20 protein-coding genes are annotated in these 25568 nt (G+C 67.6%); 18 read left to right on the plus strand and 2 right to left on the minus strand.

The genetic code is table 11. The features are described from left to right. Window positions 1-75: 75 nt before the first annotated feature. From CYJ10_RS23670 to CYJ10_RS23735, 14 genes are all read left to right on the plus strand, one after another. Entirely contained in the window at window positions 76-762 is a 687-nt protein-coding gene (locus CYJ10_RS23670) for a hydrolase (protein ID WP_101683884.1), read from the plus strand. A gap of 172 nt (window positions 763-934) precedes the next feature. Then, window positions 935-1924 carry an alpha/beta fold hydrolase gene (locus CYJ10_RS23675; protein ID WP_101683885.1) on the plus strand — a complete coding sequence of 330 codons (990 nt, stop codon included), beginning with the start codon at window positions 935-937 and terminating at the stop codon, window positions 1922-1924. Between the two features lie 13 nt (window positions 1925-1937). Next, a complete protein-coding gene (locus tag CYJ10_RS23680) occupies window positions 1938-3884 on the plus strand; it encodes an amidohydrolase (protein WP_101683886.1) in 1947 nt (648 codons plus the stop codon). Window positions 3885-3932: 48 nt separating this feature from the next. Beyond that, entirely contained in the window at window positions 3933-4367 is a 435-nt protein-coding gene (locus CYJ10_RS23685; protein ID WP_101683887.1) for a DoxX family protein, read from the plus strand. Beyond that, a complete protein-coding gene (locus CYJ10_RS23690) occupies window positions 4364-5980 on the plus strand; it encodes an MFS transporter (RefSeq protein WP_101683888.1) in 1617 nt (538 codons plus the stop codon). The genes CYJ10_RS23685 and CYJ10_RS23690 overlap by 4 nt, the downstream gene beginning before the upstream one ends. Before the next feature lie 44 nt (window positions 5981-6024). Then, window positions 6025-6303, plus strand: coding sequence for a XapX domain-containing protein (locus CYJ10_RS23695; protein ID WP_101683889.1), 279 nt, complete (start codon window positions 6025-6027; stop codon window positions 6301-6303). Beyond that, the gene (locus CYJ10_RS23700; RefSeq protein WP_101683890.1) at window positions 6290-7384 is read left to right on the plus strand and encodes a porin; all 1095 of its coding nucleotides are present in this window, start codon (window positions 6290-6292) and stop codon (window positions 7382-7384) included. The genes CYJ10_RS23695 and CYJ10_RS23700 overlap by 14 nt, the downstream gene beginning before the upstream one ends. A gap of 258 nt (window positions 7385-7642) precedes the next feature. After that, window positions 7643-8008 (plus strand): response regulator transcription factor, encoded by a 366-nt coding sequence (locus tag CYJ10_RS23705; protein WP_257993490.1) that lies wholly within the window; start codon window positions 7643-7645, stop codon window positions 8006-8008. Window positions 8009-8040: 32 nt separating this feature from the next. Beyond that, on the plus strand, window positions 8041-13617 hold the full coding sequence (locus tag CYJ10_RS23710) for a trifunctional serine/threonine-protein kinase/ATP-binding protein/sensor histidine kinase (RefSeq protein WP_101683891.1): 5577 nt from the start codon (window positions 8041-8043) through the stop codon (window positions 13615-13617). Between the two features lie 170 nt (window positions 13618-13787). Further along, the gene (poxB, locus tag CYJ10_RS23715) at window positions 13788-15521 is read left to right on the plus strand and encodes a ubiquinone-dependent pyruvate dehydrogenase (protein WP_101683892.1); all 1734 of its coding nucleotides are present in this window, start codon (window positions 13788-13790) and stop codon (window positions 15519-15521) included. A gap of 244 nt (window positions 15522-15765) precedes the next feature. Continuing rightward, window positions 15766-17043: a cytochrome c gene (locus CYJ10_RS23720; protein ID WP_101683893.1), complete on the plus strand. Its 1278-nt coding sequence runs from the start codon at window positions 15766-15768 to the stop codon at window positions 17041-17043. Continuing rightward, a complete protein-coding gene (locus tag CYJ10_RS23725; protein ID WP_101683894.1) occupies window positions 17040-17528 on the plus strand; it encodes a (2Fe-2S)-binding protein in 489 nt (162 codons plus the stop codon). The genes CYJ10_RS23720 and CYJ10_RS23725 overlap by 4 nt, the downstream gene beginning before the upstream one ends. Next, a complete protein-coding gene (locus CYJ10_RS23730) occupies window positions 17528-19801 on the plus strand; it encodes a xanthine dehydrogenase family protein molybdopterin-binding subunit (RefSeq protein ID WP_101683895.1) in 2274 nt (757 codons plus the stop codon). Before CYJ10_RS23725 ends, CYJ10_RS23730 begins: the two co-directional genes overlap by 1 nt. Window positions 19802-19851: 50 nt before the next feature. Then, window positions 19852-21018: an FAD binding domain-containing protein gene (locus tag CYJ10_RS23735; protein ID WP_101683896.1), complete on the plus strand. Its 1167-nt coding sequence runs from the start codon at window positions 19852-19854 to the stop codon at window positions 21016-21018. A gap of 31 nt (window positions 21019-21049) precedes the next feature. On the opposite strand, the gene CYJ10_RS23740 is transcribed toward CYJ10_RS23735, so the two are convergent. Then, window positions 21050-21742, minus strand: a complete 693-nt coding sequence (locus CYJ10_RS23740) for a response regulator transcription factor (RefSeq protein WP_101683897.1) — start codon at window positions 21740-21742, stop codon at window positions 21050-21052. 267 nt (window positions 21743-22009) lie between these two features. Continuing rightward, complete coding sequence (locus CYJ10_RS23745; protein WP_101683898.1) at window positions 22010-22249, minus strand: hypothetical protein; 240 nt, start codon at window positions 22247-22249, stop codon at window positions 22010-22012. 344 nt (window positions 22250-22593) lie between these two features. Between CYJ10_RS23745 and CYJ10_RS23750 the strand changes: the two genes are divergently transcribed. The 4 genes from CYJ10_RS23750 to CYJ10_RS23765 all read left to right on the plus strand — a co-directional run bounded on the left by CYJ10_RS23750 (window position 22594) and on the right by CYJ10_RS23765 (window position 25552). Beyond that, a complete protein-coding gene (locus tag CYJ10_RS23750) occupies window positions 22594-22794 on the plus strand; it encodes a DUF3311 domain-containing protein (protein WP_101683899.1) in 201 nt (66 codons plus the stop codon). Further along, complete coding sequence (gene mctP, locus CYJ10_RS23755; protein WP_101683900.1) at window positions 22791-24284, plus strand: monocarboxylate uptake permease MctP; 1494 nt, start codon at window positions 22791-22793, stop codon at window positions 24282-24284. Before CYJ10_RS23750 ends, mctP begins: the two co-directional genes overlap by 4 nt. A 61-nt stretch (window positions 24285-24345) precedes the next feature. Continuing rightward, window positions 24346-25398, plus strand: coding sequence for an alpha/beta fold hydrolase (locus CYJ10_RS23760; protein ID WP_101683901.1), 1053 nt, complete (start codon window positions 24346-24348; stop codon window positions 25396-25398). Window positions 25399-25408: 10 nt separating this feature from the next. Next, the gene (locus CYJ10_RS23765) at window positions 25409-25552 is read left to right on the plus strand and encodes a MarR family transcriptional regulator (RefSeq protein WP_231907052.1); all 144 of its coding nucleotides are present in this window, start codon (window positions 25409-25411) and stop codon (window positions 25550-25552) included. Window positions 25553-25568: the final 16 nt, after the last annotated feature.

A 25568-nucleotide genomic window follows, 5' to 3' on the forward strand; every position in this document is an offset into this window, starting at 1 on the left:
ACCGGTGCGGAACGGGCCAGCGCACGCCGCGCCGTCCGCGCCTCGCCCCAACCTTCGTCTCAAGGAATTTTCATCATGTCCAACCCGAAGCTCGAAGTACTGACGCCGCAGAACAGCCAGCTGATCATCATCGACCACCAGCCGCAGATGGCCTTCGGCGTGCAGTCGATGGACCGCCAGGCGCTGAAGAACAACGTGGTGGGCCTGGCCAAGGCCGCGAAGATCTTCAACGTGCCGACCACCATCACCACCGTGGAAAGCGAATCGTTCTCGGGCTACACGTACCCGGAAGTCCTCGACGTGTTCCCTGACGCCAAGACGCTGGAACGCACCTCGATGAACTCGTGGGACGACCAGAAGGTGCGCGACGCCCTGAAGGCCAACGGCCGCAAGAAGGTCGTGGTGGCCGGTCTGTGGACCGAGGTCTGCAACACCACGTTCGCCCTGTGCGCCATGCTGGAAGGCGACTACGAAATCTACATGGTGGCCGACGCGTCGGGCGGCACCAGCAAGGAAGCGCACGACTACGCCATGCAGCGCATGGTGCAAGCCGGCGTGGTGCCCGTGACCTGGCAGCAGGTGCTGCTGGAATGGCAACGCGACTGGGCACACCGCGACACCTATGACGCGGTGATGAAGCTCGTCAAGGAACACTCGGGCGCCTACGGCATGGGCGTGGACTACGCCTACACGATGGTCCACAAGGCCGCCCAGCGCACCGCCACGCCGCACGAGTCGATCGCGCCGGTGCCGGCCCGCTGATCGCCGGCCCACGGATATTCAATTTATTTGAATAAAACGTACAGCGCGAGTGCGGCAATCACCGCATTCGCGCCGCTAAAGTTCACCCCATCGCAGCGCTGACGGCAAATAACACCGAAACGCGCCAAGCCGATAACTCAAACAAACTGAACCAACTTTGCAGGGAAATCTCATGTCGAACGTCGCCCCCCAATCCGAAGCCGCACAACACGACGCATCGCGCCGCAAGCTGCTGGTCGGCAGCACCGTGGGCGCAGCCGCCGCCACCGTGGCATCGATGGCCGCGCTGACGCCGGTCGCCGCCGAAGCCGCACCGGCCGCCGGCCGCCAGTCGAAGCAGGGTCACTACGTGACCACCAAGGACGGCACGCGCATCTTCTACAAGGATTGGGGTTCGGGCCGTCCGGTGGTGTTCTCGCACGGCTGGCCGCTCGACGCCGACGCCTGGGACGCCCAGATGCTGTTCCTGGTGCAGAAGGGCTTCCGCGTGATCGCCCACGACCGCCGTGGCCATGGCCGCTCGGACCAGCCGGCCCAGGGCAACGACATGAACACCTACGCCGATGACCTGGCCGCCGTGCTCGACGCGCTGGACATCAAGAGCGCCACGCTGGTGGGTCACTCCACCGGCGGCGGCGAAGTGGCCCGCTACATCGGCCGCCATGGCACGAAGCGCGTGGCCAAGGCCGTGCTGATCGGCGCCGTGCCGCCGACCATGGCCAAGAGCGCCGCCTACCCGAACGGCCTGCCGCTGGAAGTGTTCGACAACATTCGCAAGGGTGTTGCCGAGAACCGCTCGCAGTTCTACAAGGACCTGGCCGTGCCGTTCTTCGGCTTCAACCGTCCGAACGCCAAGACATCGCAAGGCACCATCGACGCCTTCTGGGCGCAGGGCATGGCCGGCGGCGTCCTGGGCCAGTACCTGTGCATCAAGGAGTTCTCGGAAGTGGACTACACCGAGGACCTGAAGAAAATCGACGTGCCCACGCTGATCCTGCACGGCGACGACGACCAGATCGTGCCGATCGACAACTCGGCCAAGCTGTCGGCCAAGATCGTCAAGAACGCCACGCTGAAGGTCTACCCGGGCGCTTCGCACGGCATGTGCGTCATCAATGCTGGCCAGGTCAACGCCGACCTGCTGGCCTTCCTGAACGCCTGATCCGCCTGAGCCCATGTCAGTAACCCGCCGGCAATTTATCGCCTCGGCTGCCGCGCTAGGCGCGGCAGCCTCTTCGGAGCTTTTCGCCATGTCACCGAACCCGACTCCCGATCTCATCCTCGTCAACGGCAAGTTCACCACCCTTGACAAGTCCAACCCACAAGCCGATGCCGTGGCCATCCAGGACGGCCGCTTCATCAGCGTGGGCACGCGCGACGAGATCATGAAGCTCGCGGCTGCCAAGACGAAAGTGATCGACCTGAATGGCCGGCGGGCCATTCCCGGGCTGATCGACAGCCACATGCACATCATTCGTGGCGGCCTGAACTACAACATGGAACTGCGCTGGGACGGCGTGCGCTCGCTGGCCGATGCCATGCGCATGCTCAAGGACCAGGTTGCCCGCACGCCCGCGCCGCAATGGGTGCGCGTGGTCGGCGGCTTCACCGAGCACCAGTTCGTGGAAAAGCGCCTGCCGACCATCGAGGAACTGAACGCCGCGGCACCCGACACGCCGGTGTTCATCCTGCACCTGTACGACCGCGCCATCCTGAACGGCGCCGCGCTGCGTGCCGTCGGCTACAACAAGGACACCCCGAACCCGCCGGGCGGCGAGATCATCCGCGACAAGGGCGGCAACCCAACTGGCCTGCTGTTGGCCAAGCCCAACGCGACCATCCTGTACGCCACGCTGGCCAAGGGTCCGAAGCTGCCGCCCGAGTACCAGAAGAATTCCACGCGCCATTTCATGCGCGAAGTGAACCGCCTGGGCGTGACCGGCGTGATCGATGCCGGCGGCGGCTACCAGAATTACCCCGATGACTACAACATCATCGAGGAGCTGCACAAGGAAGGCCAGCTCACCGTGCGACTGGCCTACAACCTGTTCACGCAGAAGCCCAAGGAAGAACTGAGCGACTTCAAGACCTGGACTTCCACCGTGAAGCCGGGCCAGGGCGACGACCTGTACCGCCACAACGGCGCCGGCGAAATGCTGGTCTACACGGCTGCCGACTTCGAGGACTTCCGCGTCGAGCGCCCCGACATGCCGCCGTCGATGGAAGCCGACCTGGAGCCGGTGATCCGCCTGCTGGCCGAAAAGCGCTGGCCGTGGCGCCTGCACGCCACGTACGACCAGACGATCGACCGCGCGCTGGACGTCTACGAAAAGGTGGCCAAGGACGTGCCGTTCAACGGCCTGAACTGGTTCTTCGACCACGCCGAGACGATCTCCGACCGCAACATCGACCGCATCGCGGCACTGGGCGGCGGCATTGCCGTGCAGCACCGCATGGCCTACCAGGGCGAGTATTTCGTCGAGCGCTACGGCGCCAAGGCGGCCGAAGCCACGCCGCCGATCAAGAAGATGCTGGAAAAGGGCGTGAAGGTTGGCGCCGGCACCGACGCCACGCGCGTGGCCTCGTACAACCCGTGGGTGTCGCTGTACTGGCTGACCACCGGCAAGACCGTGGGCGGCATGTCGATGTATCCGCAAGCCAACCTGCTCGACCGCGAGACCGCGCTACGCCTGTGGACCGAGGCCAACACCTGGTTCTCGTCCGAGGAAGGCAAGAAGGGCCAGATCAAGGCTGGCCAGCTGGCCGACCTGGCCGTGCTGTCGGCCGACTACTTTGCCGTGCCGGGCGACGACATCCAGGACATCACGTCCGTGATGACGGTGCTGGGCGGCAATGTGGTCTACGGCGACAACGAGTTCGGCCGCCATTCGCCCGACATTCCGCCGGCCATGCCGGACTGGTCGCCGGCCCGCCATGGCAGCCAGTACCAGCCGCGCCCGACGGCCCAGGCGAAGCAACTGGCGATGAGCACCGCCTGCGCCTGCGCCAGTTCGTGCGGCGTACATGGCCATTCCCATGCCAAGGCGTGGACATCGAGCGTGCCGACGTCGGACGAAAGCAGCTTCTGGGGCGCGCTGGGCTGCTCCTGCTGGGCGTTCTGACGCCGGCTGCATCCCGCCATCCGCTTTGCATCGAACCGGAGACCCGTCATGCCCTTTACCTCCTCCCCACTAGCGGCGGCCGGCGACACCACGCACCGGCTGCCACGCTGGATGCATTGGATCGCCCTGCTGCTGCTGTGCGCGGCGTACCTGCAAGGCGGGCTCGTCAAGCTGTTCGACTTCTCCGGTGCGGTGGCCGAGATGCAGCACTTTGGCCTGAGCCCTGCCGCACCGATGGCGGCGGCCACGATCGCGCTGGAACTGGCCGCGCCGGCCATGATCCTGCTGGGCGTGTACCGCTGGTTCGGTGCGCTGGCGCTGGCCGGCTTCACGCTGGCCGCCACGTTCATGGCCAACCGCTTCTGGAGCGCGCCGCCTGATGCCTACTTCATGCTGATGAACGCGTTCTTCGAGCACCTGGGCCTGGTGGGTGGCTTCCTGCTGGTGGCCTGGCACGACCTGCGCACGCGGGGCCGCGCATGACGCAGGCTGCCGCAACCCCCACGGCCAAGCCATCGGGGTCGTTTGCGCCGCTGGCCCAGTCGACGTTCGCCGTCCTCTGGGTCGCCACGATCCTTGGCAACGTCGGCAGTTTCATGCGCGACGTGGCCAGTGCCTGGCTTGCCACCGACCTGTCGTCGTCACCGGCCGCCGTGGCCACCATCCAGGCCGCGGCCACGCTGCCGGTCTTCCTGCTGGCGATTCCGGCGGGCGTGCTGTCCGACATCCTGGACCGCCGCCGCTTCCTGATCGTGATCCAGATCGCGCTGGCAGCGGTCAGCGGCACGCTGGCCTTCCTGTCCTGGCAGAACGGGCTGACGATCGAGATCCTGATTGCGCTGGCGTTTGCCGGCGGTATCGGCGCGGCGATGATGGGGCCGACCTGGCAATCCATCGTGCCCGAACTGGTGCCCGCCAACACGCTGCGCCAGGCCGTGGCCCTGAACGGCCTGGGCGTCAATATCGCCCGCGCCATTGGCCCGGCCATGGGCGGCCTGCTGCTGGCGGCGTTCGGCGCGGCAGCCACCTACTGTGTCGACCTGATCAGCTATGCGTTCGTGATCGGCGCGCTGATCTGGTGGAAGCGCCCCGTGCAGCCGAGCGATCCGCTGCGCGAGCACTTCTTCAGCGCCTTCCGCGCGGGACTGCGTTTTACGCGTGCCCATAGCAAGCTGCATATCGTGCTGCTGCGCGCTGCCGTGCATTTCGCATTCGGCAGCAGCGTGTGGGCCTTGCTGCCGCTGGTCGCCAAGCAGCTGCTGCACGGTGGCGCCGGTCTCTACGGCGTACTGCTGGGCGCGGTCGGCGCCGGCGCCATCCTGGGCGCGCTGTCGATGCCAACGATCCAGAAGCGCCTGGATGGCGATGGCGTGATCCTGACGTCCGCCATCGCAACCGCCTTGGTCATGGCCGCACTGTCGTTCGCACCGCCGGTCTGGCTGGCGCTGCCGCTGCTGCTGGTACTGGGCGCGGCGTGGATTCTGGCGCTGACGACGCTGGGCGGCGCGGCACAGGCCATCCTGCCGAACTGGGTACGCGGCCGTGCACTGGCCGTCTACCAGATGGTGTTCAACGGTGCACTGGCCGGCGGCAGCCTGCTGTGGGGCTTCGTGGCCCAGGCACTGGGCACGCCGTACGCGCTGCTGATTGCCGCGGCGGGCCTGGTCGTGGCGGCGCTGTTGCTGAACCGCATCCGCCTGCCGCGCGGCGAAGAAGACCTGGGTCCGGCGCGGCACTGGCCAGAACCGGAGATGGCTGACGACATCGCCCACGATCGCGGCCCGGTGATGATCCTGATCGAGTACTGCATTCCGGCGGCCAACCGCGACGCGTTCCTGCGCGCCGTGCATCGGCTATCGGAAGAACGCCTGCGTGACGGCGCCTTCAACTGGGGCGTCATGGAAGACCCGGCCAATCCGGAGTTGCTGACCGAATGGTTCCTGGTCGAGTCGTGGGCGGAACACCTGCGCCAGCATCGTCGCGTACCGAACGCCGACGCCGACCTGCAGCGTGACGTGGCCGGCTTCCACGTGGCCAGCGAACCACCGCGCGTGCGGCACCTGCTGGGCGTGGGACTGCCCGGCGCCACACGCTGACCCCTGACATTTTGAAGTTCTGTTGTTGAATTGCGAGACCCATCATGAAGATCTACCTTGTCTCTCTTGGCGCCGGCGTCCTGGTCGGCATCATCTATGCCCTGCTGCAGGTGCGCTCGCCCGCGCCGCCGGCCGTGGCCCTGCTTGGCCTGCTGGGCATGCTGATCGGTGAACAGGTCGTGCCGCCGATCAAGCGCATGATCGCGGGCGAGCCCGTGACCATCTCATGGTTCCACTCCGAGTGCGTGCCGAAGATCACCGGCACGCCCGGCCCGGCCACGCTGACGGCAAAAAACGATGAAAAGACCGATGCGGCGCACTGAAGGACTGGCGTTGCTGGCTGCCCTGGCCGCTCCCGCGTCGGCCCTGGCCGACAGTTCCGTGACGATCTATGGCCGGCTGAACACCGCCATCGAGTACTCGCGCGCCAGTACCGCTACCGACGGCACGTCCCTGGGCAGCGTGGTACGCCAGACCAACTACCGGTCGGTCTGGGGCCTGCGCGGCGAGGAAGGCCTCGGCGGCTCGCTCAAGGCCGTCTGGCAGATCGAAAGCAACCTGTCGATCGACAATGGCCAGGGCGGCATCGCCACGCGCAATTCGCGCATCGGCCTGCAGGGCGACTACGGCCTGCTGTTCATGGGGCACTGGCATACGCCCTACACCGAGTCGACCATGGCGTACGACCCGTACTATCCGACCACCGCCGGCTACATGGCGCTGATCGGCAACGGCTCGACGTCCAGCTCCGACAACGTGCAGGACACCAGCTCGTTCGATCGCCGCCAGAAGAACATCCTGCAGTACCGGTCGCCGCAGCTGGCCGGTGTCAGCGTCTGGCTGGGCTGGGGCCTGCCCGAAGAGAAGACCACGGTCCCGCGCAACCCGGCGCTGTATTCGGCGGCAGTGGTCTACGACCAGGGGCCGCTGAACGCCACGCTGGCGTACGAAATCCACCAGCACTACCAGGCGGCCGGACGCAATGACGACGCGCTGAAGGTAGGCGTGGCCTACCAGCTGTTCAAGGGCACGCGCATTTCGGCGCTCTACGAACACCTGCACTACCGCACCGACACCGGCGACCTGCAGCGCAACGGCTACTATGCGTCGCTGGTGCAGCAGCTGGGCCCGGGCAGCGTGCGGGTAGGCGTTGCACTGGCCGCCAACGGCACGGGGTCTTCCACCGACACGATCGGCTTCTTCCGCAGCGGCTCGGAGACCGGCGCCACCCAGTTCACGGTCGGCTACGACTATCCGCTGTCAAAACGCACGGCGCTGTTTGTGTTCTACAGCCGCATCAACAACAAGAAAAACGCGATCTACGACTTCGCCATCAACGAACTGGGCGTCAGCGCCGGGGCGGACCCGCAGACGTTCGCACTGGGCATGCGGCACAACTTCTAAGGCGCGATGCCACGCACCGGGCGTAACTAATACCTTGGTATTGGTTCGCTCCGATTCGTGGCGGAGCCGGCCCGAAGCGAATATCCTTGTCGGTTTCCGCGCGGATCAGGGTTGCAGAGCCGGCGTCTGCTGTCGGCGGCTCGCTGACAATACCACCGTATGATGTCGAGCTTGGCCCGGCGGGATTATGCTGTGAGCAAGCGGTGGCCCCTGTCACCGTTCCAGACTTCTCAAGGATTCCGTGTGACTGCCACCCCCGTGATTGCCATTGTCGATGACGACGCTTCCGTCCGGCATGCCATGGGCAGACTGGTGCGCTCGCTGGACATGACCGCGGAACTCTATGGCGGCGGCACCGAACTGCTGGCGTCCGCATCGATCGCCGGCATCGATTGCGTGATCACCGACGTGCAGATGCCCGGGATGAATGGCTTTGCCCTGTGCGAGGCGCTGCGCGCCGGGGGGCACCGGATGCCCGTCATCTTCATGACGGCCTTCGCGCAGGAAGGCTACGAACAGCGCGCCCGCGACGCCGGCGCGGCCTGTTTTCTGAACAAGCCCTTCCAGGATACGGATATCATCGACTGCATCGAGAACGCCCTGCAGATTCGCCCCGGAAACTAGGCCCCAGGTCTCATTTTCTCCGGCGCAGCACCATGACGACCGACGCATCCAGCCAGCCACAACGACTGCAGAACGGCCCCCAGAACGGCCTGCAAGACGCCATTTCCCTATCCGAGTACCGCTTCGTGCCCTGCCTGCAGGACGGCGTCGTGGCGTTCTCGCGCGGCGTGCATGATCGAACCGGCAACGCGCTGATGCTGGCCCATGCGGTGTCCCAGCGCGTGGAGCCCGATGCCGCGCGACGCATCGAGACCGAATATGCACTGCGCGGACTGCTGCGCGCGGAATGGGCGCTGGTGCCGCGCGCCCTGACCCGCTATCGCCAGGGCGTGGCGGCCGTCTACGACGACCACACCGGCACGCCCCTGTTGGCGTTGCTGGGGCAACGCCTGCCTGTGGCCCAAGTGCTGTCGATCGCGCTGGGTGCCAGCGCGGCGCTGAAGGCCGTACATGAGTGCGGCCTGGTGCATCGGGCCATCACCCCATGCAGCCTGTTCGTCGATGACGCGGGACGCTGCCGGATCGGCCGGTTCGGCTTCGCGATCCACGCATCGCAGCCCGATGCCGACCGGCCGGCCGTGACCACGTTGGCGGGCGAAGCCCCGGCATACATGTCGCCCGAACATACGGGACGCACCCGGCATGCCATCGACGCACGCAGTGATCTCTACGCGCTGGGCGTCGTCGTCTACCAGTTGCTGACAGGGCAGTTGCCCTTTGGCGTCAGGAACCCGGACGACCTTGGCGAGTGGATTCACAGCCACGTTGCCGGCGCGGCGCTGCCACCCGATGCCATCGAGCCCGAGGTGCCGGCCATGCTCTCGCGCATCGTGCTCAAGCTGCTCGAAAAGAGCCCGTCGCGCCGCTACCAGACCGCTGCCGGGTTGCACGCGGATCTGGCCCGGTGCGCCGACGCGTGGCGTTTGCACGGTCACATCGCGCCATTTGAAACGGGCGAGCGCGACGTCTCAGCCGATCTGGCGCTGCCAGACGGTCTCTACGCCCGCGATGCCGAGCTTGCGCGCCTGACCGATGCGTTCGCCAGCGTGCAGGCCACCGGCACACCGGCCGTGGTGGCGTTGACCGGGCCGTCGGGGGTAGGCAAGAGCAAGCTGGCTCAGGCTTTTGCCCAGACGATGCAGGCGCGACTTGCGTGCTGTGCGGTCGGCAAGGCGGACCAGTTCCGCCAGAACGTGCCCTACGCGGTATTGGCCGATGCCTTCCGCGCATTGGTTCACCAGATCCTCGGGCTGCCGGAAGCGGCGGTACGGACATGGCAGTTGCGGCTGGTGCAGGTGCTGGGCGGCTACGGGCAAGTGGCGGCACGCATCGCCCCCGCGCTGCGACTGCTGGTCGACGACTTCCCGCCGTCGCCGGCCACGCAGGGCGTCGATGCCGACGTGCATGTCGGTATCGCGATGCGCCTGCTGGTACAGGCGTTCGCGCAGCCAGACCTGCCCTTCGTGCTGGTGATGGACGACATCCAGTGGCTCGATCAGCCTTCGCAACGGCTGCTGTCGCGGCTGGCCGATGCGTCGACACCCCTGCCCCTGCTGCTGGTCTGCGGCGCCCGGGATGCCGACGTGGCGCCGCTGGCCGCGCTGCGCCAGCACGCAGCGGTGCTGGACGTCCCCGTTGGCAACCTGTCGGTGGCATCGGTCGTCACGCTGCTCGTGGAGGCCTTGCGCATGCCCGAGACGGCGCTACAGCCCCTGGCGCATCGCATCCACGCCAAGACCCTCGGCAACCCGTTCTTCGTCCGGCAGTTCCTGCGAACGCTGGCCGACGAACGGCTGATCACCTGCCCGGACCATAGCGACAGCTGGCAATTCGACCTGGTGGCCATCGAACAGCGCAGCTACACCGACAACGTGGCCGAGTTGAGCCTGCAGCGGCTGCACCGGCTGCCGGCGGAAACGCGCGACTGCCTGGGGGGCATGGCCTGCCTGGGCAGCCGGTCGCCCGTCACGTTGCTGTGCGACGTCTTCGGGCTGTCCGAACGCGCGCTGCATGCACGCCTGGCGCCGGCGCGCGCGGCGGGGCTGCTCATGCTGGCCCAGCAGGAGTACGTCTTTACGCACGACCGCATCCAGGAAGCCGCGCATGACGGGATCGACGCCGCGTCACGCGCCCGGCTGAGCCTGCACGCGGGCCGCCTGCTGGCGCAGTCGATCCGGCACGACGCCCGCGACGACCTGCTGTTCCGTGCCGCGGATCTGCTGATGCACGGCGAAGCGCAGGAGACATCGGCCGACGACGCCCGCATGATGGCGGCGCTGTTCCTGGACGCCGCGCGGCGCGCACGCAGCACCGCCGCCTACGCCGCGGCGCTGCAGTATGTCGACAGCGGCCTGCGCCGCGCGTGCGGCCCCGGCGTGCCGTCGCCTGCCGCCGACGGGCTCGTATTCTCGCTGCTCGAGGAACAGGCCCATTGCTGGTTCCTGCAGGGCCGGCTTGACGATGCGCTGGCGCTGGCCACCGATCTGCTCGAACGGCACACTGGCCCGCTACGGCAGGCGGGCGTGTACCGGCTGAAGATCGAGATCCATTTGCGGCGGTCGGAAAACGCGCTGGCGGTGCAACAGGCGATCGAGGGGCTGCATGGCTTTGGCATCGACCTGCCGCCGCATCCGTCCGACGACCTGTGCGATGCGCTGTACGCCGAAATCCAGCCGCAACTCGATGCCACGCGGCTCGACGCCCTGCTGGCATTGCCCGATGTTGCCGATGCCCGCATCGACGCGGCCATGGGCCTGCTGTTGGCCCTGCAGATTCCGGCCAGCTTCACGGACCAGAACCTGGCGTTCGCCACCCTGTGCCAGATGATGCGGCTAACGCTGGCGCATGGCATGAGCGGGTCGGCCACCGCGTCGCTGGGCTGGCTCGGCGTGCTGGTGTGCCACCGCTACGGGGCGTACCACGACGGCTTTCGCTATGGCGAACTGGCACGGCGGCTGACCACGCGCCATGGCTACGCCGCGCACGAGGCCCGCACGCTGTTGCCGCTGGACCAGCTCAGCGTGTGGACCCAGCCCCTGTCCTATTCGATCGAGTGCGCGCGGGCCGGCTTTGCCGCGGGCGTGGCGCATGGCGACATCACCACGGCCTGCTACGAGTGCTGCCACGTCGTGGCCGTCATGCTGGCGCGTGGCGATGCGCTCGACGATGTCGAGGCCGAAATCTCGCGCGGCCTGCAGTTCGTGCGCGCCGCCCGGTTTGGCGACGTGGAGGCCATCCTGCTGCTGCAGCAACGGTTTATCGACGGGCTGCGTACGCTCGCGTGGCAGACCCCCGGTGTGCCGGCGGCTCCGGAACCTGCGGAAGAACGCCTCAGCACGCTGGAGTTCTGGCAGGCCGTGTACCGGTCCACCGTCCTGCTGCTGGCCGGCCAGGTGGATGCGGCCGCGCAATGCCTGGATCGCGCCGCCACGTTTGCCTGGTCGGCCCCCGCCCATATCCATCAGCTCGACTTCCACCTGCTACGCGCCTTGACGCTTGCCGCACAACTCGACGCGTCCCCGACGGCGCCCGATGCGCCGGCCTGGCAGACGCTGCGCGCCGATGCCCGCAGGCTGCGCGACTGGGCGCACGCCAATCCGCTGACCTTTACCGACAAGGCGCTGCTGGCGGAAGCCGAACTGGCCCGGCTGGAAGGCGACGTGCTGACGGCCATGTCGCGCTACGAACAGGCCATCGCCCACGCCGCCGCGCATGGCTTCGTGCAGATCACCGCCATCGCCCACGAGCGCGCGGCGCGGCTCGGTGCGGCGCAGGGGCTGGCATCGACAGCCGACGCGCATCGGCGCCATGCGCGCGATGCCTATCTGCGCTGGGGCGCCATGGGCAAGGCGCGGCAGCTGGAGACGGAATTTCCGGAGATCGTGGAGACCGCGCCGCTGCGCACCTGGCATCTCGGCGCCAGCGCACAGACGCTCGATGCCGAAAGCGTGATCAAGGCATCGCGGGCGCTGAGCGAGGAAATCCGCCTCGACCGCCTGATCGACAAGCTGATGACCGTCGTGCTCGAATATGCCGGGGCCCAGCGCGGGCTGCTGATCCGCATGCGGCCCGAAGGGCCGGTCGTCGAGGCCAGCGCGGACACCACCGCCGACGGCATCCGCGTACGGGTGACACAGGACCCGGTCACGCCCAGCGCGCTGCCGGTAGTCATGCTCCGCACGGCGGTGCGCACGGGGCAGCCCGCCATGACGGGCATGTCGGTGGGCGCCAATCCGTTTGCCATCGATCCCTACTTCGGCCAGGTCGGCAGCCAGGCGGGCATGTCGCACGGCGCGGACATTTCCGCCCTGTGCATTCCGATGCTGCGCCACAACGAGGCCATCGGCGCGCTCTACCTCGAAAACCGCCTGGTGCGCGACGCTTTCACGCTGGACCGCACCCGCGTGCTGGAGCTGATCGCCTCGCAGGCGGCTATTTCGCTGCGCACGGCCCGGCTCTACGACGACCTGCTGGCCGAGAACGAACGCCGCCAGCAAGTGGAGCGCGAACTCCGCGCCAGCGAGGCATCGCTGGCCATGGGCGAGAGCGTCAGCCACACGGGTAGCTGGCGCTGGGACCTGAAGCGCGACCGCTTCACGGGTTCGGACGAACTGCGCCGCATCTACGAACTGGACCCCGACCAGCACGACCTGCCGTTCGAGGTGTTCCTGTCGCACATGCACCCCGAGGACCGCGAGATGGTGCGGCACATCACCGAGACCCATGTCGCCCGGCAGGCCACCGTCCGCGTGGAGCATCGCATCGTGCGTGCCGACGGATCGATCCGCTACCTGGCTGCCATCGGCAAGCCGTTGCCCGGCGACGACGGCGAAATCGACTACGTGGGCACCGTGACGGACATCACCGCGCGGCGCCAGGGCGAGGACGCGCTGCGCAGCGCCCAGGCCGACCTGGCCCGCGTGGCGCGTGCCACCACGGTGGGCCAGCTGACCGCGTCGATTGCGCATGAGGTGAACCAGCCGCTGATGTCGATCGTCTCGAATGCGGGCGCCAGCCTGCGCTGGCTGGCGCGGCCCACGCCCGACATCGCCAATGCGCGCGAAGGGCTGGAGGCCATCCGCAGCGAGGGCCAGCGCGCCGGCGACATGATCCGCAGCCTGCAGGCGCTGACGCGCAACGCCGCGCCGGTGATGGCGCAAGTGGACATCCACCAGGCCATCCGCCATATCCTGGCGATTTCGCGCACCGAGATCGAGCGGCGCCAGATCGCGCTGAAGCTGTCGCTCGAAGCCGAGCCCGCCCATGCCTTTGGCGACGATATCCAGTTGCAGCAGGTGATCCTGAACCTGGTGGTCAACGCCATCGACGCCATGAGCGAGATCCACGGACGCACGCGCGTGCTGCACCTGACGACGCGCCTGGTCGACGACCACTTGCTGGAAGTGAGCGTGGCCGACACCGGCACCGGCATCGGCCAGGACCTTGCCGAACAGGTGTTCGAGCCGTTCTACACCACCAAGGTCAACGGCATGGGCATGGGGCTGGCCATCTGCAAGTCTATTGTCGAAGCACACCGGGGGCAACTGCGCGCCGAGGCGCTGGTGCCGCACGGCAGCCGCTTTGCCTTTTCGATCCCGCGGCAGCCGTAGCGCTGCGCAGGGCCTCGCAGGTAGCGCGGCGGTGGCACGCGCCGATCGTGCGAATCCGGAAGTGCGCCCACCGGAACACAAGGCTGGCGGATCGGCCCGGCGTAGGCTAGGTTGAATCTTTCCCTGCCTGGCGTATCCGACAGGCAACCCTTCCGGACAAGGAGCACAGCATGGCCACGGAAACCGCAGCCGATCTGATCACCTCGGTGCTGCACGGCGCCGGCGTTCGCCGCATCTTCGGCGTCGTGGGCGACAGCCTCAACGGGCTGACCGAATCGCTGCGGCAGCGCGGCGACATCGACTGGATTCACACCCGGCACGAGGAAACCGCTGCATTCGCGGCGGGTGCAGAAGCCCACCTGACCGGCAATCTGGCCGTGTGCGCCGGCAGCTGCGGGCCGGGCAACCTGCACCTGATCAACGGGCTGTTCGACTGCCACCGCTCACGCGTGCCTGTGCTGGCCATTGCCGCGCATATTCCTAGCGCCGAGATCGGCCGCAACTACTTCCAGGAAACCCATCCCGAACAGCTGTTCCGCGAATGCAGTCACTACTGCGAGCTGGTGTCCAGCGTGGAGCAACTGCCGGGCGTGCTGGAGACCGCCATCCGCGCGGCCGTGGGGCGCCGGGGCGTGGCGGTCATCGTCATTCCGGGCGACGTGGCGCTGCGGGCGGTTGCGATGGCCGGGATATCCGCGCCGGCGTCGATGACGCTGCCGGCGCCCGTGGTGGTGCCCGACGCCGAGTCGCTGGACGCGCTGGCCGAACTGCTGCGCGGCAGCCAGCGCACCACGCTGCTGTGCGGGCGCGGTTGCGCCGGCGCGCACGACCAGGTGGTGCGGCTGGCCGAGACGCTCAAGGCGCCGGTGGTGCACGCGCTGGGCGGCAAGGAATTCATCGAATACGACAATCCGTATGACGTGGGCATGACCGGCCTGATCGGTTTCAGTTCCGGCTACCACGCCATGCAGAACTGCGACACGCTGGTCATGCTAGGCACCGACTTTCCCTATCGCCAGTTCTATCCCGAGGGCGCGCGCGTGGTGCAGGTCGATGTACGGCCCGAGAACCTGGGGCGCCGCACGCGGCTGGACCTGGGGCTCGTGGGCGACGTGGCGGCCACGCTCGACGCGCTGCAGCCGCGCCTGACCCCGCAGGCGGATGCTGCCTTCCTCGATGCGAGCGTGCGCCACTACCGCGACGCCCGCAAGCAACTGGACGACCTGGCCACCGGCGACAGCGGCCGGCGCCCCATCCATCCGCAATACCTGGCCCGGCTGATCAGCGAGCAGGCCGCCGAAGACGCGATCTTCACGTTCGACGTGGGCACGCCCACCATCTGGGCGGCACGCTACCTGCACATGAATGGCCGGCGCCGGTTGATCGGCTCGCTGGCGCACGGGTCGATGGCCAACGCGCTGCCGCAGGCCATCGGCGCGCAGGCCACCTTCCCGGACCGGCAGGTGGTGAGCCTGTCCGGCGATGGTGGCTTTGCCATGCTGATGGGCGACTTCCTCACGCTCGTGCAGCAGGGGCTGCCGGTCAAGGTGGTGATCTTCAACAACAGCGTGCTGGGCTTCGTGGCCCTGGAGATGAAGGCGTCGGGCTTTCTCGAAACCGGTACGTCGCTGCAGAACCCCGATTTCGCCGCCATGGCACGCGCGGTGGGCGTGCATGCGCAGCGCGTGGAAGACCCACGGCTGCTGCCGGAAGCCGTGGCGTCGATGCTGGCACACGACGGCCCGGCCCTGCTCGACGTGGTGACGAACACGCAGGAACTGGCCATGCCGCCCGCGTTGAAGGCGGAACAGGTCAAGGGCTTCAGCCTGTGGGCGCTGAAGGCCGTGATGAACGGTCGCGCCGACGAACTGGTGGAACTGGCGAAGACGAACCTGCTGCGCTAGACGCGTGCTGCTGCGCTGGGCGCGCACTGCCGCGCCACGCACTGGCTGGCTCCCCTCGCCCGCATGGGCTGGGGCGCCAGTCATCCCGCCCTCGACCCCACGCCCGCCCGCGCCACCCCGCACCACCCGGCTTCCACCTCATACCTTCGTTTAGCGCGTCAACGACCACGCGGCAATTGATGCCAACCTGCCCTGACTTCTACGATGCCTGGTAACAAGACACAGGAATCCAAGGGAGCCCCAGATGCAGTTGCGACGCCGATGGTTGTTCATCTTCCTCATTGCCGCCCTGCCAGCCATCGCCCTGGCCGCCTACCTGATGTGGGAGCCGGCCATCGCCCCCGTGGCACCGCCGGCCCCGGCATCGTTTGACCGCCAACTGGTGTTGCGCGGCGCCCGCGTGGTGGCGCTTGGCGATTGCGCGGTATGCCACACCGCCAAGGGCGGCAAGCCGTTCGCGGGCGGCCTGCCGCTGGGCACGCCGTTCGGCACGATCTACTCCACCAACATCACCCCCGATCCGGAAACGGGCATCGGCAACTGGTCGCCCGAGGCATTCACGCGGGCCATGCGCCGCGGCATCGCCCGCGATGGTCATCAGCTTTATCCGGCCTTTCCGTATATCCACTTCACGCGCATGCCGGACGACGACATCGCGGCGGCTTACGCCTACCTGATGCGGCGTGATCCGGTGCAGGCCCGCACGCCGACTAATGCACTGGTGTTTCCGCTGAACTTCCGTCCGCTGGTGGCGTTCTGGAACGTGCTGTTCCTGCGGCCCGGTCCGCACGCGCCCGATACGTCGCAAAGCGAGCAGTGGAACCGCGGGCGCTATCTCGTCGATGGTCCTGGCCACTGTGCCGCGTGCCACACGCCGCTGAACCTGATCGGCGGGGAGAAATGGAGCCAGGCGTTCGGCGGCGGCGTGATCGACGGCTGGGAAGCGCCATCGCTGGCAAACCTTGCCCATGGTCCCGTGCCATGGACCGCGCCTGAACTGGTGACCTACCTGCGCACCGGCATGTCGTCGGCACACGGCGCGGCGGCCGGTCCCATGCTGCCCGTGACGCGCGAACTGGGCACCGTGCCGCAAGCCGATGCCGAAGCCATCGCGGCCTATCTGCTGGCGCTGCGCAAGCCCGCACCCAGGCCGGCTGGCCAGGGCAATTCGCCCGTCGACACCCAGGCCGTACAGCGCGGACAGGTGTTGTTTGCCGGCGCGTGTGCGTCGTGCCATGGCAACCAGTCGCCCATGCAGCGCTTCGGTGACCGGCCCAGCCTTGCCACCAGCAGCGCCATCCATGCGGCCACGCCGCGCAACACCGTCCAGATGATCCTGCAGGGCGTTCCATGGGAAGGCGAGGACGCGCTGCACTACATGCCCGCGTTCGCCCAGACCCTGGACGATCGCCAGGTGGCCGACCTCGTCAGCTACCTCCGGGCCACCTATTCCCGCCTGCCGCCGTGGGACGGCGTTACGCAGGCCGTTACCGACATCCGCAAGGGAGATGCCTCGCAATGATCCAGCTCACCGTCAACGGCAGCACCCATTCCCTCGACATCGACCCCGCCACGCCGCTGCTCTATGCCTTGCGCGAAGACCTGGGACTCAACGGCGCAAAGTTCGGCTGCGGCCTGGGGCAGTGCGGCGCCTGTACCGTGATCGTCGACGGCCAGCCGACGTTCTCGTGCCTGCTGCCGGTGTCGGCCGTCGGCAAGCGCCCCGTGCGCACCATCGAGAGCCTTGGCACCGCGCGCCAGCCCGGCGCGCTGCAGCAGGCATTCATCGATCACCAGGCGGCGCAATGTGGCTACTGCATCGCGGGCATGGTCATGCGCGCCCAGGCGCTGCTGGATCGCAATCCGCATCCCACCGATGCCGAGATCCGCACGCACATGGAGCCCAACCTGTGCCGCTGCGGCACGCACATGCGCATTCTCGCCGCCATCCGCGCGGTGGCCGACGCCGGCAAGGCCGGCCGCAAACCCGCCAAGGAGGCCGCATGATGGACCCCGTCGACGACATCCCGAACCTGGCCAATCCCGGCCGGCGTGCGTTCATGGTGTCCGGCTCGCTGCTGGTGGGCTTTACGCTGCTGCCGGGCAGGCAGGCGCTGGCGCAGATGGTGCTGGCCGACGAAGGCGCCGCCATTCACGTGGCCAAGGGGCTCGACAAGCTGCCCGGCAGCCTGAAGACCAACCCGTATCTGGACGCCTGGATCCGCGTGGCACCCGACAACGGCATCACCGTGCATACGGGCAAGGTCGAACTGGGTACTGGCATCCGCACTGCGCTGCTGCAGGTGGCGGCCGAGGAGTTGCAGATCGATCCACGTCGCATCACGTTCCTGACGGCCGACACCGCGCGCCTGCCCGACGAAGGGCTGACCGCCGGCAGCCATACGATGGCCGACAGCGGCAGCGCGTTGCTGAACGCCGCCGCCCAGGTGCGCGGGCTGATGACCGATGCCGCGGCACGCGTGCTGCGTGCGGACCCTGCCACGCTGACCGCACGCGACGCGCGCATTGCGGCCCGCGATGGCCGCTCGGTCACGTTTGCCGAACTGCTGCCGCACGTGAACCTGCACACGATGGCCACGCCGACGTCGCCTCTGCGCGATCCGGCTTCGTTCACGGTAATCGGCACCGCCATGCCACGCCTGGACATCCCGGGCAAGGTAACGGGCGGGCCCAGCTATGTGCAAGACCTGAAAATGCCGGGCATGGTGCATGCCCGCGTGGTCCTGCCGCCGGCCTACGATGCGCCGCTGCTGTCCGTGGACGAGGCCGGCGCCCGCGCCACACCCGGCTTCATCGCCATCGTGCGCGACGGCAGCATGCTGGCCGTGGTGGCGCAACGCGAATGGCAGGCCGTGCTGGCCCAGCGCGCGCTGTCGGCCGGATGCCGTTGGGGCAAGGGGCGTGCCCTGCCCCAGCCAGACCAGGTGGCGGGCCAACTGCGCCAGATCGCCACCGAGCGCATCGTGATTGCCGACGCCACGGCGCCCATGCCGCCGGCCGCGAAGGCGCTGGAGGCCACCTATACCAAGCGCTACCTGATGCATGGCTCGATCGGGCCGTCATGTGCCGTGGGGCATATGCAGGACGCCAGGCTGACGGTCTGGACCCATTCGCAGGGTGTCTACCCGTTGCGCGACGGATTGGCCGAGATGCTGTCGATGCCCAAGGAAAGCGTGCGCTGCGTGCATGTGGAAGGATCGGGCTGCTACGGCCACAACGGCGCCGACGACGTGGCCGCGCACGCCGCGTTGCTGGCCCGTGCCCTGCCGGGCCGCCCGGTGCGCGTGCAGTGGATGCGCGACCAGGAGCACATTTGGGACCACTTCACGCCGGCCATGGTCACGCACGTGAAGGCTTCGCTATCGGCTGACGGCACGATCGTCGACTGGGACTACGCGCTGTGGAGCAGCTCCCATAACGAGCGCGTGGTCAACGCCGGCCGGCTGCTGCCGGCCACGCAACTGGCGCGGCCGTTCAAGGCGGCCCCGTCCACGCCGATGATGCAGCCCGAAGGCGGCGGCGACCGCAACGCGATTCCGCTTTACCGGCTGCCAGCCAGCCATATCGTCAACAACTTCTCGCCGACCATGCCGTTGCGCACGTCTGCCATGCGGTCGCTGGGCGCGCACATGAACGTGTTCACCATCGAGACGTTCATGGACGACCTGGCGCATGCGGCCGGCGCCGATCCGGTGGCGTTCCGCTTGCGCCATATGGACGATCCCCGCGCGCTCGACGTGATCCGCCTGGCGGCTCAGCAGTTTGGATGGCCGCGCCGCCAGCGCAAGCCGGGACACGGCGTGGGCTTCGCGTTCGGCAAGTACAAGAACCTGATGGCCTACGTGGCGATGGCGGTCGAGGTGGCCGTGGAACGCGACACCGGGCAGGTACGCCTGACGCGCGCCGAAGTGGCGGTGGACTGCGGGCAGATCGTCAATCCGGACGGCGTACGCAACCAGATCGAGGGCGGCATCCTGCAATCGGCCAGCTGGACGCTCTATGAACAACTGCGCTTCGAAGCAAACGGCGTGCGCAGCTTCGACTGGGGCAGTTATCCGATCCTGCGCTTTTCCGCCGTGCCCGCGCAGGTTCGCGTGCATCTGGTGGATCGTCCCGGCGCCCCGTTCCTGGGCGTGGCCGAAGCGGCCATGGGCCCGACCGCTGGCGCCATCGGCAACGCGCTGTTCGACGCCACCGGCCAGCGGATGCGCGACATGCCGCTGGCCGGCGAGCGGCTGCGCAACCTGATTGCGCCCTGATCCCGGCGCCCTCTTGCTACCCCCTTGCACCCATCCACCAGGAGTCGACCATGCCCACACCAAAACGCCCCCGCGCCATCGTCATCGGCGGCTCGCTTGGCGGCCTGTTCAGCGCCATCTGCCTGCGGGCGGCCGGCTGGGACGTTGCCATCTTCGAGCGCTCGCCCCAGGAACTGGACAGCCGTGGCGGCGGCCTGGTGCTGCAGCCCGCCGTCATCGACGCCTTTGACTTCGCCGGCGTCGACCCGGGCGCCGATTTTGGCGTGCCGTCGCACGATCGCGTGTTCGTGGACCGCAATGGTGCCGAGCGCCGCGCCTACATGCCGCAGACCCAGATCGCCTGGAACGGCCTGTACCTGCGCATGCGGCGGGCCGTGGACTCCGCGATGTTGCATGCCGGCGAGACCTTCAGGTCGTTCGAGCAGGATGGCAGCCGGGTGATCGCGCGTTTCGCGTCTGGCCGTACCGAGGAGGGCGATCTGCTGATTGGCGCCGATGGCCCGCTGTCGGCGGTGCGCGCGCGGTTGCTGCCCGGTGCCCGGCCCACCTATGCGGGCTACGCGGCGTGGCGCGGCGTGCTGCCCGAGACGGCGCTACTGGCCGTCAGCGATCAGTTGTTGCGCGACAGCTTCGTCTTCCAGGACGGCCGGGCGCATCAGTTCCTGTCGTACCGGATTCCGGGCGAGGACGGCAGCGTGCGGCCCGGTGAACGCCGGCAGAACTGGGTCTGGTATCGTCGGATCGCGCAGGGTCCGGATCTGGATGCGCTGCTGCAGGACCGCACGGGCCAGCGCCACAACTATTCGTTGCCGCCCGGCGCGATGCGCGACACCGAGATCCGTCACCTGCAGACGGCCGCGCTGGACGTGCTGGCACCCGCGCTGGCGGCGCTGGTGACCGCCACGCCCGATCCGTTCCTGCAACTGATTCACGACTACGAGGCGCCGCGCATGGTGTTCGGCCGCGTGGTGCTGCTGGGCGACGCGGCCTTTGTGGCGCGGCCGCATACCGGCGCCGGAGCCGGCAAGGTCGCGGGCAACGCCGTGGCACTGGCGCGGGCGCTGCAGGGGCGCGCGGCTGACGATACGGACGACGCACGCGGCATCGACGCGGCGCTGGCCGCCTGGGAGCAGGAGCAGTTGCCGGCCGACCGGCGCCTGGTCCAATGGGGCATCGCGCTGGGTCAGCGCATCATGGGTACGGTGCAGCCGGCCTGAGCGGCGGCGGGCGGGCGGGGATGGCTTGCCGTCAGTCGGCCTCGGTGTCCGGGTCGCCGTCGCCGCCCGAGCCTGTGCCGGGCGTCACCATGCCCAGTGCCTGCGCCATGAGGATCAGCTCGGCAAAGGTTCGCGCCTGCATCTTGCGCATGGCCTGCCCGCGATAGATCTTGACGGTGGCCTGGCTGATGCCAAGCTGATCGGCCACTTCCTTGTTCATCAGGCCGTGGACCAGCAGCTTCATGACTTCGCGCTCGCGGCCGGTCAGGGCATCAAGGCGCTCGCGCAGCTGCTGGGTCTGCGAACTGGCCTGGCGGCGGTCACGGTCGCGCTGCAATGCCTCGTTCACGGCATCGAGCAGATCCTGTTCGCGGAATGGCTTGGCGATGAAATTGACGGCGCCGGCCTTCATGGCGGCCACGGTCATCGGGACATCGCCATAGCCGGAGATGAACACGATCGAGGCGCTCTTGCCGGCGCGGTTGAGGTGGCTCTGCAGGTCCAGCCCGCTGGCGCCGCGCAGGCGCACGTCGAGCACGATGCAGATGGGCTGGTCCGGGAAATCGTGGGCCAGCAGTTCCTCGCCGGAGGTAAAGGATTCGCTGGCGAGCCCGACCGAGCGGAACAGTCCCGACAGGGCGCGCCGGACATCGTGGTCGTCATCGACAACCAGTACGACACCGTCGTCGGTCGATTCCCGCAACAAGGCGGCACTGCTGTTCATCGTGGTTCTCACTGTGCATACATGGACGTTCTGCCCGGGGCTTGCGGGGGCGACCCCAGGGCGCTGCGCCTGACGCAGTCGGACGGACCGTGCTTCAGCCAAATGACTGAAAATGCACATAAATACGATGAAATTACCGGAAAACGGCGTGAAATCGACATCGGCCCGCCCAATGCGAAGCGGGATTATCGACGCTTTCAATGAAATTGCAAACGTTTGTGTGGCGTTGGCGCCGCGATGGGCGCCGACGGCGCCCCGAATCGGCCGCTACACGGCCTCCAGTGCTCGACTCAGCGTGTAGGCCGCGCGCACGGCCACGTCGAACGACCGGTCGCAGGCCAGTTCGCGCCCGGCGATGGTAATGCGCCACCAGTCCCGGTTCCGTTCGCAGGACAGCCGGTGCTCTTCCATCTGATCGGAAAACCAGCGCCACAACCGGGCATCCTGGCTCAGCGCGGAAGCTGCCGCGCGCAGCCGGACCAGTTCGAGCCCATTTGCTTGATCCATGATTTCTCTCCCCAGGGCCAACGCCCCGCGTGCCCCGTGAGCACATGGTAGGCATGGGCGGCCCCTGTGTGCATTGCCCGTTGGTCCAACGGCCGTAGCGCATGGGCATGCCAGGGTCATACCAAAGACGTACCGGCGGCGACACCCCCGCGCGGCGGGCCGGCGGCCGATTTGTATCCGCATATCCAGCCGCCCGGGTCTGAATACACTGCGATACAAAACCGGGGCAGACCGACACATGCGGCTTGCGGCGCCTCCCTAGACTCGTGCCAATCCTTCGGCACCGGCCCGTCCCTTCAAGAACGACGTCCCGTGCCCGAAGCGCAAATCTCAGGGAGCAAGGCATGGAGACAGGACATTCAAGGGGCGGCCACAACTGGGTGTGGCTGCTGTTGCTGGCGCCGTATATCGCGCTGCTGTGGGTACCGTTCTATAACGATGCGCAGCCGGCGGTGCTGGGCTTTCCGTTCTTCTACTGGTACCAGTTCATCTGGGTGCCCGTGACGTCCCTGCTGCTGTACGTGGTCTACCGGAGCCTGAAATGACTGCGGCGCCGACCATCAACGGCGTGGCGATGGCCGTCTTCATTGCCTTCTTTGCCCTGGTTACCGTCATGGGCTTCATTGCCGCGCGCTGGAAGCGCGGCGACCTGAACCAGCTGCACGAGTGGGGACTGGGCGGCCGGCAGTTCGGCACCGTGATCTCGTGGTTCCTGGTCGGCGGTGACTTCTACACGGCGTACACGGTCATCGCGGTGCCGGCCCTGGTGTATTCGGTGGGCGCGTACGGCTTCTTTGCGATGCCCTACACGATCATCGTCTATCCGTTCGTGTTCGCGGTGATGCCCCGCCTGTGGGAGGTCTGCCACCGCAAGCAGCACATCACGGCCGCCGACTATGTGCAGGGCGAGTTCGGTGGCAAGTGGCTGCCGGCCGCCATCGCCATCACCGGCATCGTTGCCACGCTGCCGTACATCGCACTGCAACTGGTGGGCATGCAGGTGGTGATCAAGAGCCTGGGCGTCAGCGGCGAGCTGCCGCTGATCGTGGCGTTCGGCGTGCTGGCCGTCTACACGTACTCCAGCGGTCTGCGCGCACCGGCCATGATCGCCTTCGTCAAGGACATCATGATCTACATCGTGGTGATCGTGGCCGTGGTGGTCATCCCGGGCAAACTCGGCGGCTATAGCGCCGTGTTCCATGCCTCGGAGACGTTCTTCGCGGCCAAGGGCGGCACGACGGGGCTGACCCTGCATCCGTCGCAATTCACCGCCTATGCCACGCTGGCACTGGGTTCGGCGCTGGCAGCGTTCATGTATCCCCACACGATGACCGGCGTGCTGGCGTCGGGGTCGGCCAACACCGTGCGCAAGAACGCCATCGCGCTGCCGGCCTACACGCTGCTGCTGGGGCTGATCGCACTGCTGGGCTACATGGCGATTGCCGCCGGCGTGCATGTGTCGTCGGCTTCCGATGTGGTGCCCGCGCTGTTTCTGAAGCTGTTCCCGTCGTGGTTCGTCGGCTTCGCGGCCGCCGCCATCGCCATCAGCGCGCTGGTGCCCGCCGCGATCATGTCGATCGGCGCCGCCAACCTGTTCACCCGCAACCTGTACCGGCCGCTGATCCGCCCCGGCGTGACGCCCGAGCAGGAAGCGAAGAGCGCCAAGCTGTTCTCGCTGTTCGTGAAGTTCGGCGCACTGCTGTTCATCATCGTGCTGCCCACGCAATACGCGATCGACCTGCAGCTGCTGGGCGGCGTCTGGATCCTGCAGATCTTTCCGGCCGTGGTCTTCACGCTGTACACGAAGCGCCTGACCGCCAGCGGGCTGTTTGCCGGCTGGCTGGTGGGTATCGTCAGCGGCACCGGCCTGGCCATCGTGATGGGACTGAAGCCCGTCTATACCGTGCAATTTGGCAATGGATCGTTCCCGGTCTATATCGGTGTCATCGCGCTGGCGCTAAACACCATCGTATCGGTGCTGGCATCGGCTGTGACCCAGCGGCAACCCGTTCCAGGCGGCGCTTCAGCCCGATAGAAGCGAAACCTCAAGCCACCCTCGAAGTAAAACGCTAGCGTCAGACGCAATAGGAGAAAACATGAGCAAGAACATCGATTTGCCGCGCCGTAACTTTCTTGGCACCGCCAGCCTGGCGCTGGCTGCCGCCCAGCTTGGCGTGATCGGCGCCGCGCACGCGCAGTCGGGCGTGTCGAAGGCCGCGCCGCTGGCGCCGGTCACGCCCGGCACGCATACGTCGTTCGCCACGATCAAGCAGGTCAACGCCGGCGTGCTCAACGTCGGCTACGCCGAACTGGGCCCGGCCGACGGCCCGGTGGCCCTGCTGCTGCACGGCTGGCCGTACGACATCCACGCCTTTGTCGACGTGGCGCCGCTGCTGGCGCAGCGCGGCTATCGCGTGATCATCCCGCACCTGCGCGGCTACGGCACGACGACATTCCTGTCGCCGGAGACCAAGCGCAATGGCCAGCCGTCCGCCATCGCGGTCGACATGATCGCCCTGATGGACGCACTCAAGATTCGCAACGCGGTGGTGGCCGGCTTCGACTGGGGTGCCCGCACCGCCGACATCATGGCCGTCCTGTGGCCCGACCGTTGCCGTGGCCTGGTCTCGGTCAGCGGCTACCTGATCGGCAGCCAGGCCGCCGGCAAGCTGCCCCTGCCGCCGGAGGCCGAGCTGCAATGGTGGTATCAGTTCTACTTCGCCACGGACCGTGGCGCGGCCGGCTACCAGAAGTACACGCACGACTTTGCCAAGCTGATCTGGAAGCTCGCGTCGCCGCAGTGGAAGTTCGATGACGCCACGTTCGCACGCAGCGCCGTGTCGCTGGACAACGTCGACCAGGTGGCGATCACGATCCACAACTACCGCTGGCGCATGGGCCTGGTGGAAGGCGAGTCGAAGTTCGACGACATCGAGAAGAAGCTTGCCACGGCGCCCACCATCAGCGTGCCCACCATCACGATGGAAGGCGACGCCAACGGTGCGCCGCACCCGGCGCCCAGCGCCTACAAGAGCAAGTTCACGGGCCGCTACGAGCACCGCGACATCACGGGCGGCATCGGCCACAACCTGCCGCAGGAAGCGCCTACCGCGTTTGCGCAGGCCGTGCTCGACGTCGACCGCAAGTAACGAGGCCATCATGCTGCATCGACTGCTGATACTGGCCACCATGACGCTGTCGGCGCTGGCCTGCGAACTGGGCGGCGGCGGCGACCGCTGCGCCTGGAAGGGCATGCCCGGCCAGTATCGGGTGGATGCGCCAGGCCGCCGGCGCAAGGTCTAGCGCGGCAGGCACCATC

Source organism: Cupriavidus pauculus (assembly GCF_002858765.1).
Taxonomy (GTDB): Bacteria; Pseudomonadota; Gammaproteobacteria; order Burkholderiales; family Burkholderiaceae; genus Cupriavidus; species Cupriavidus pauculus_B.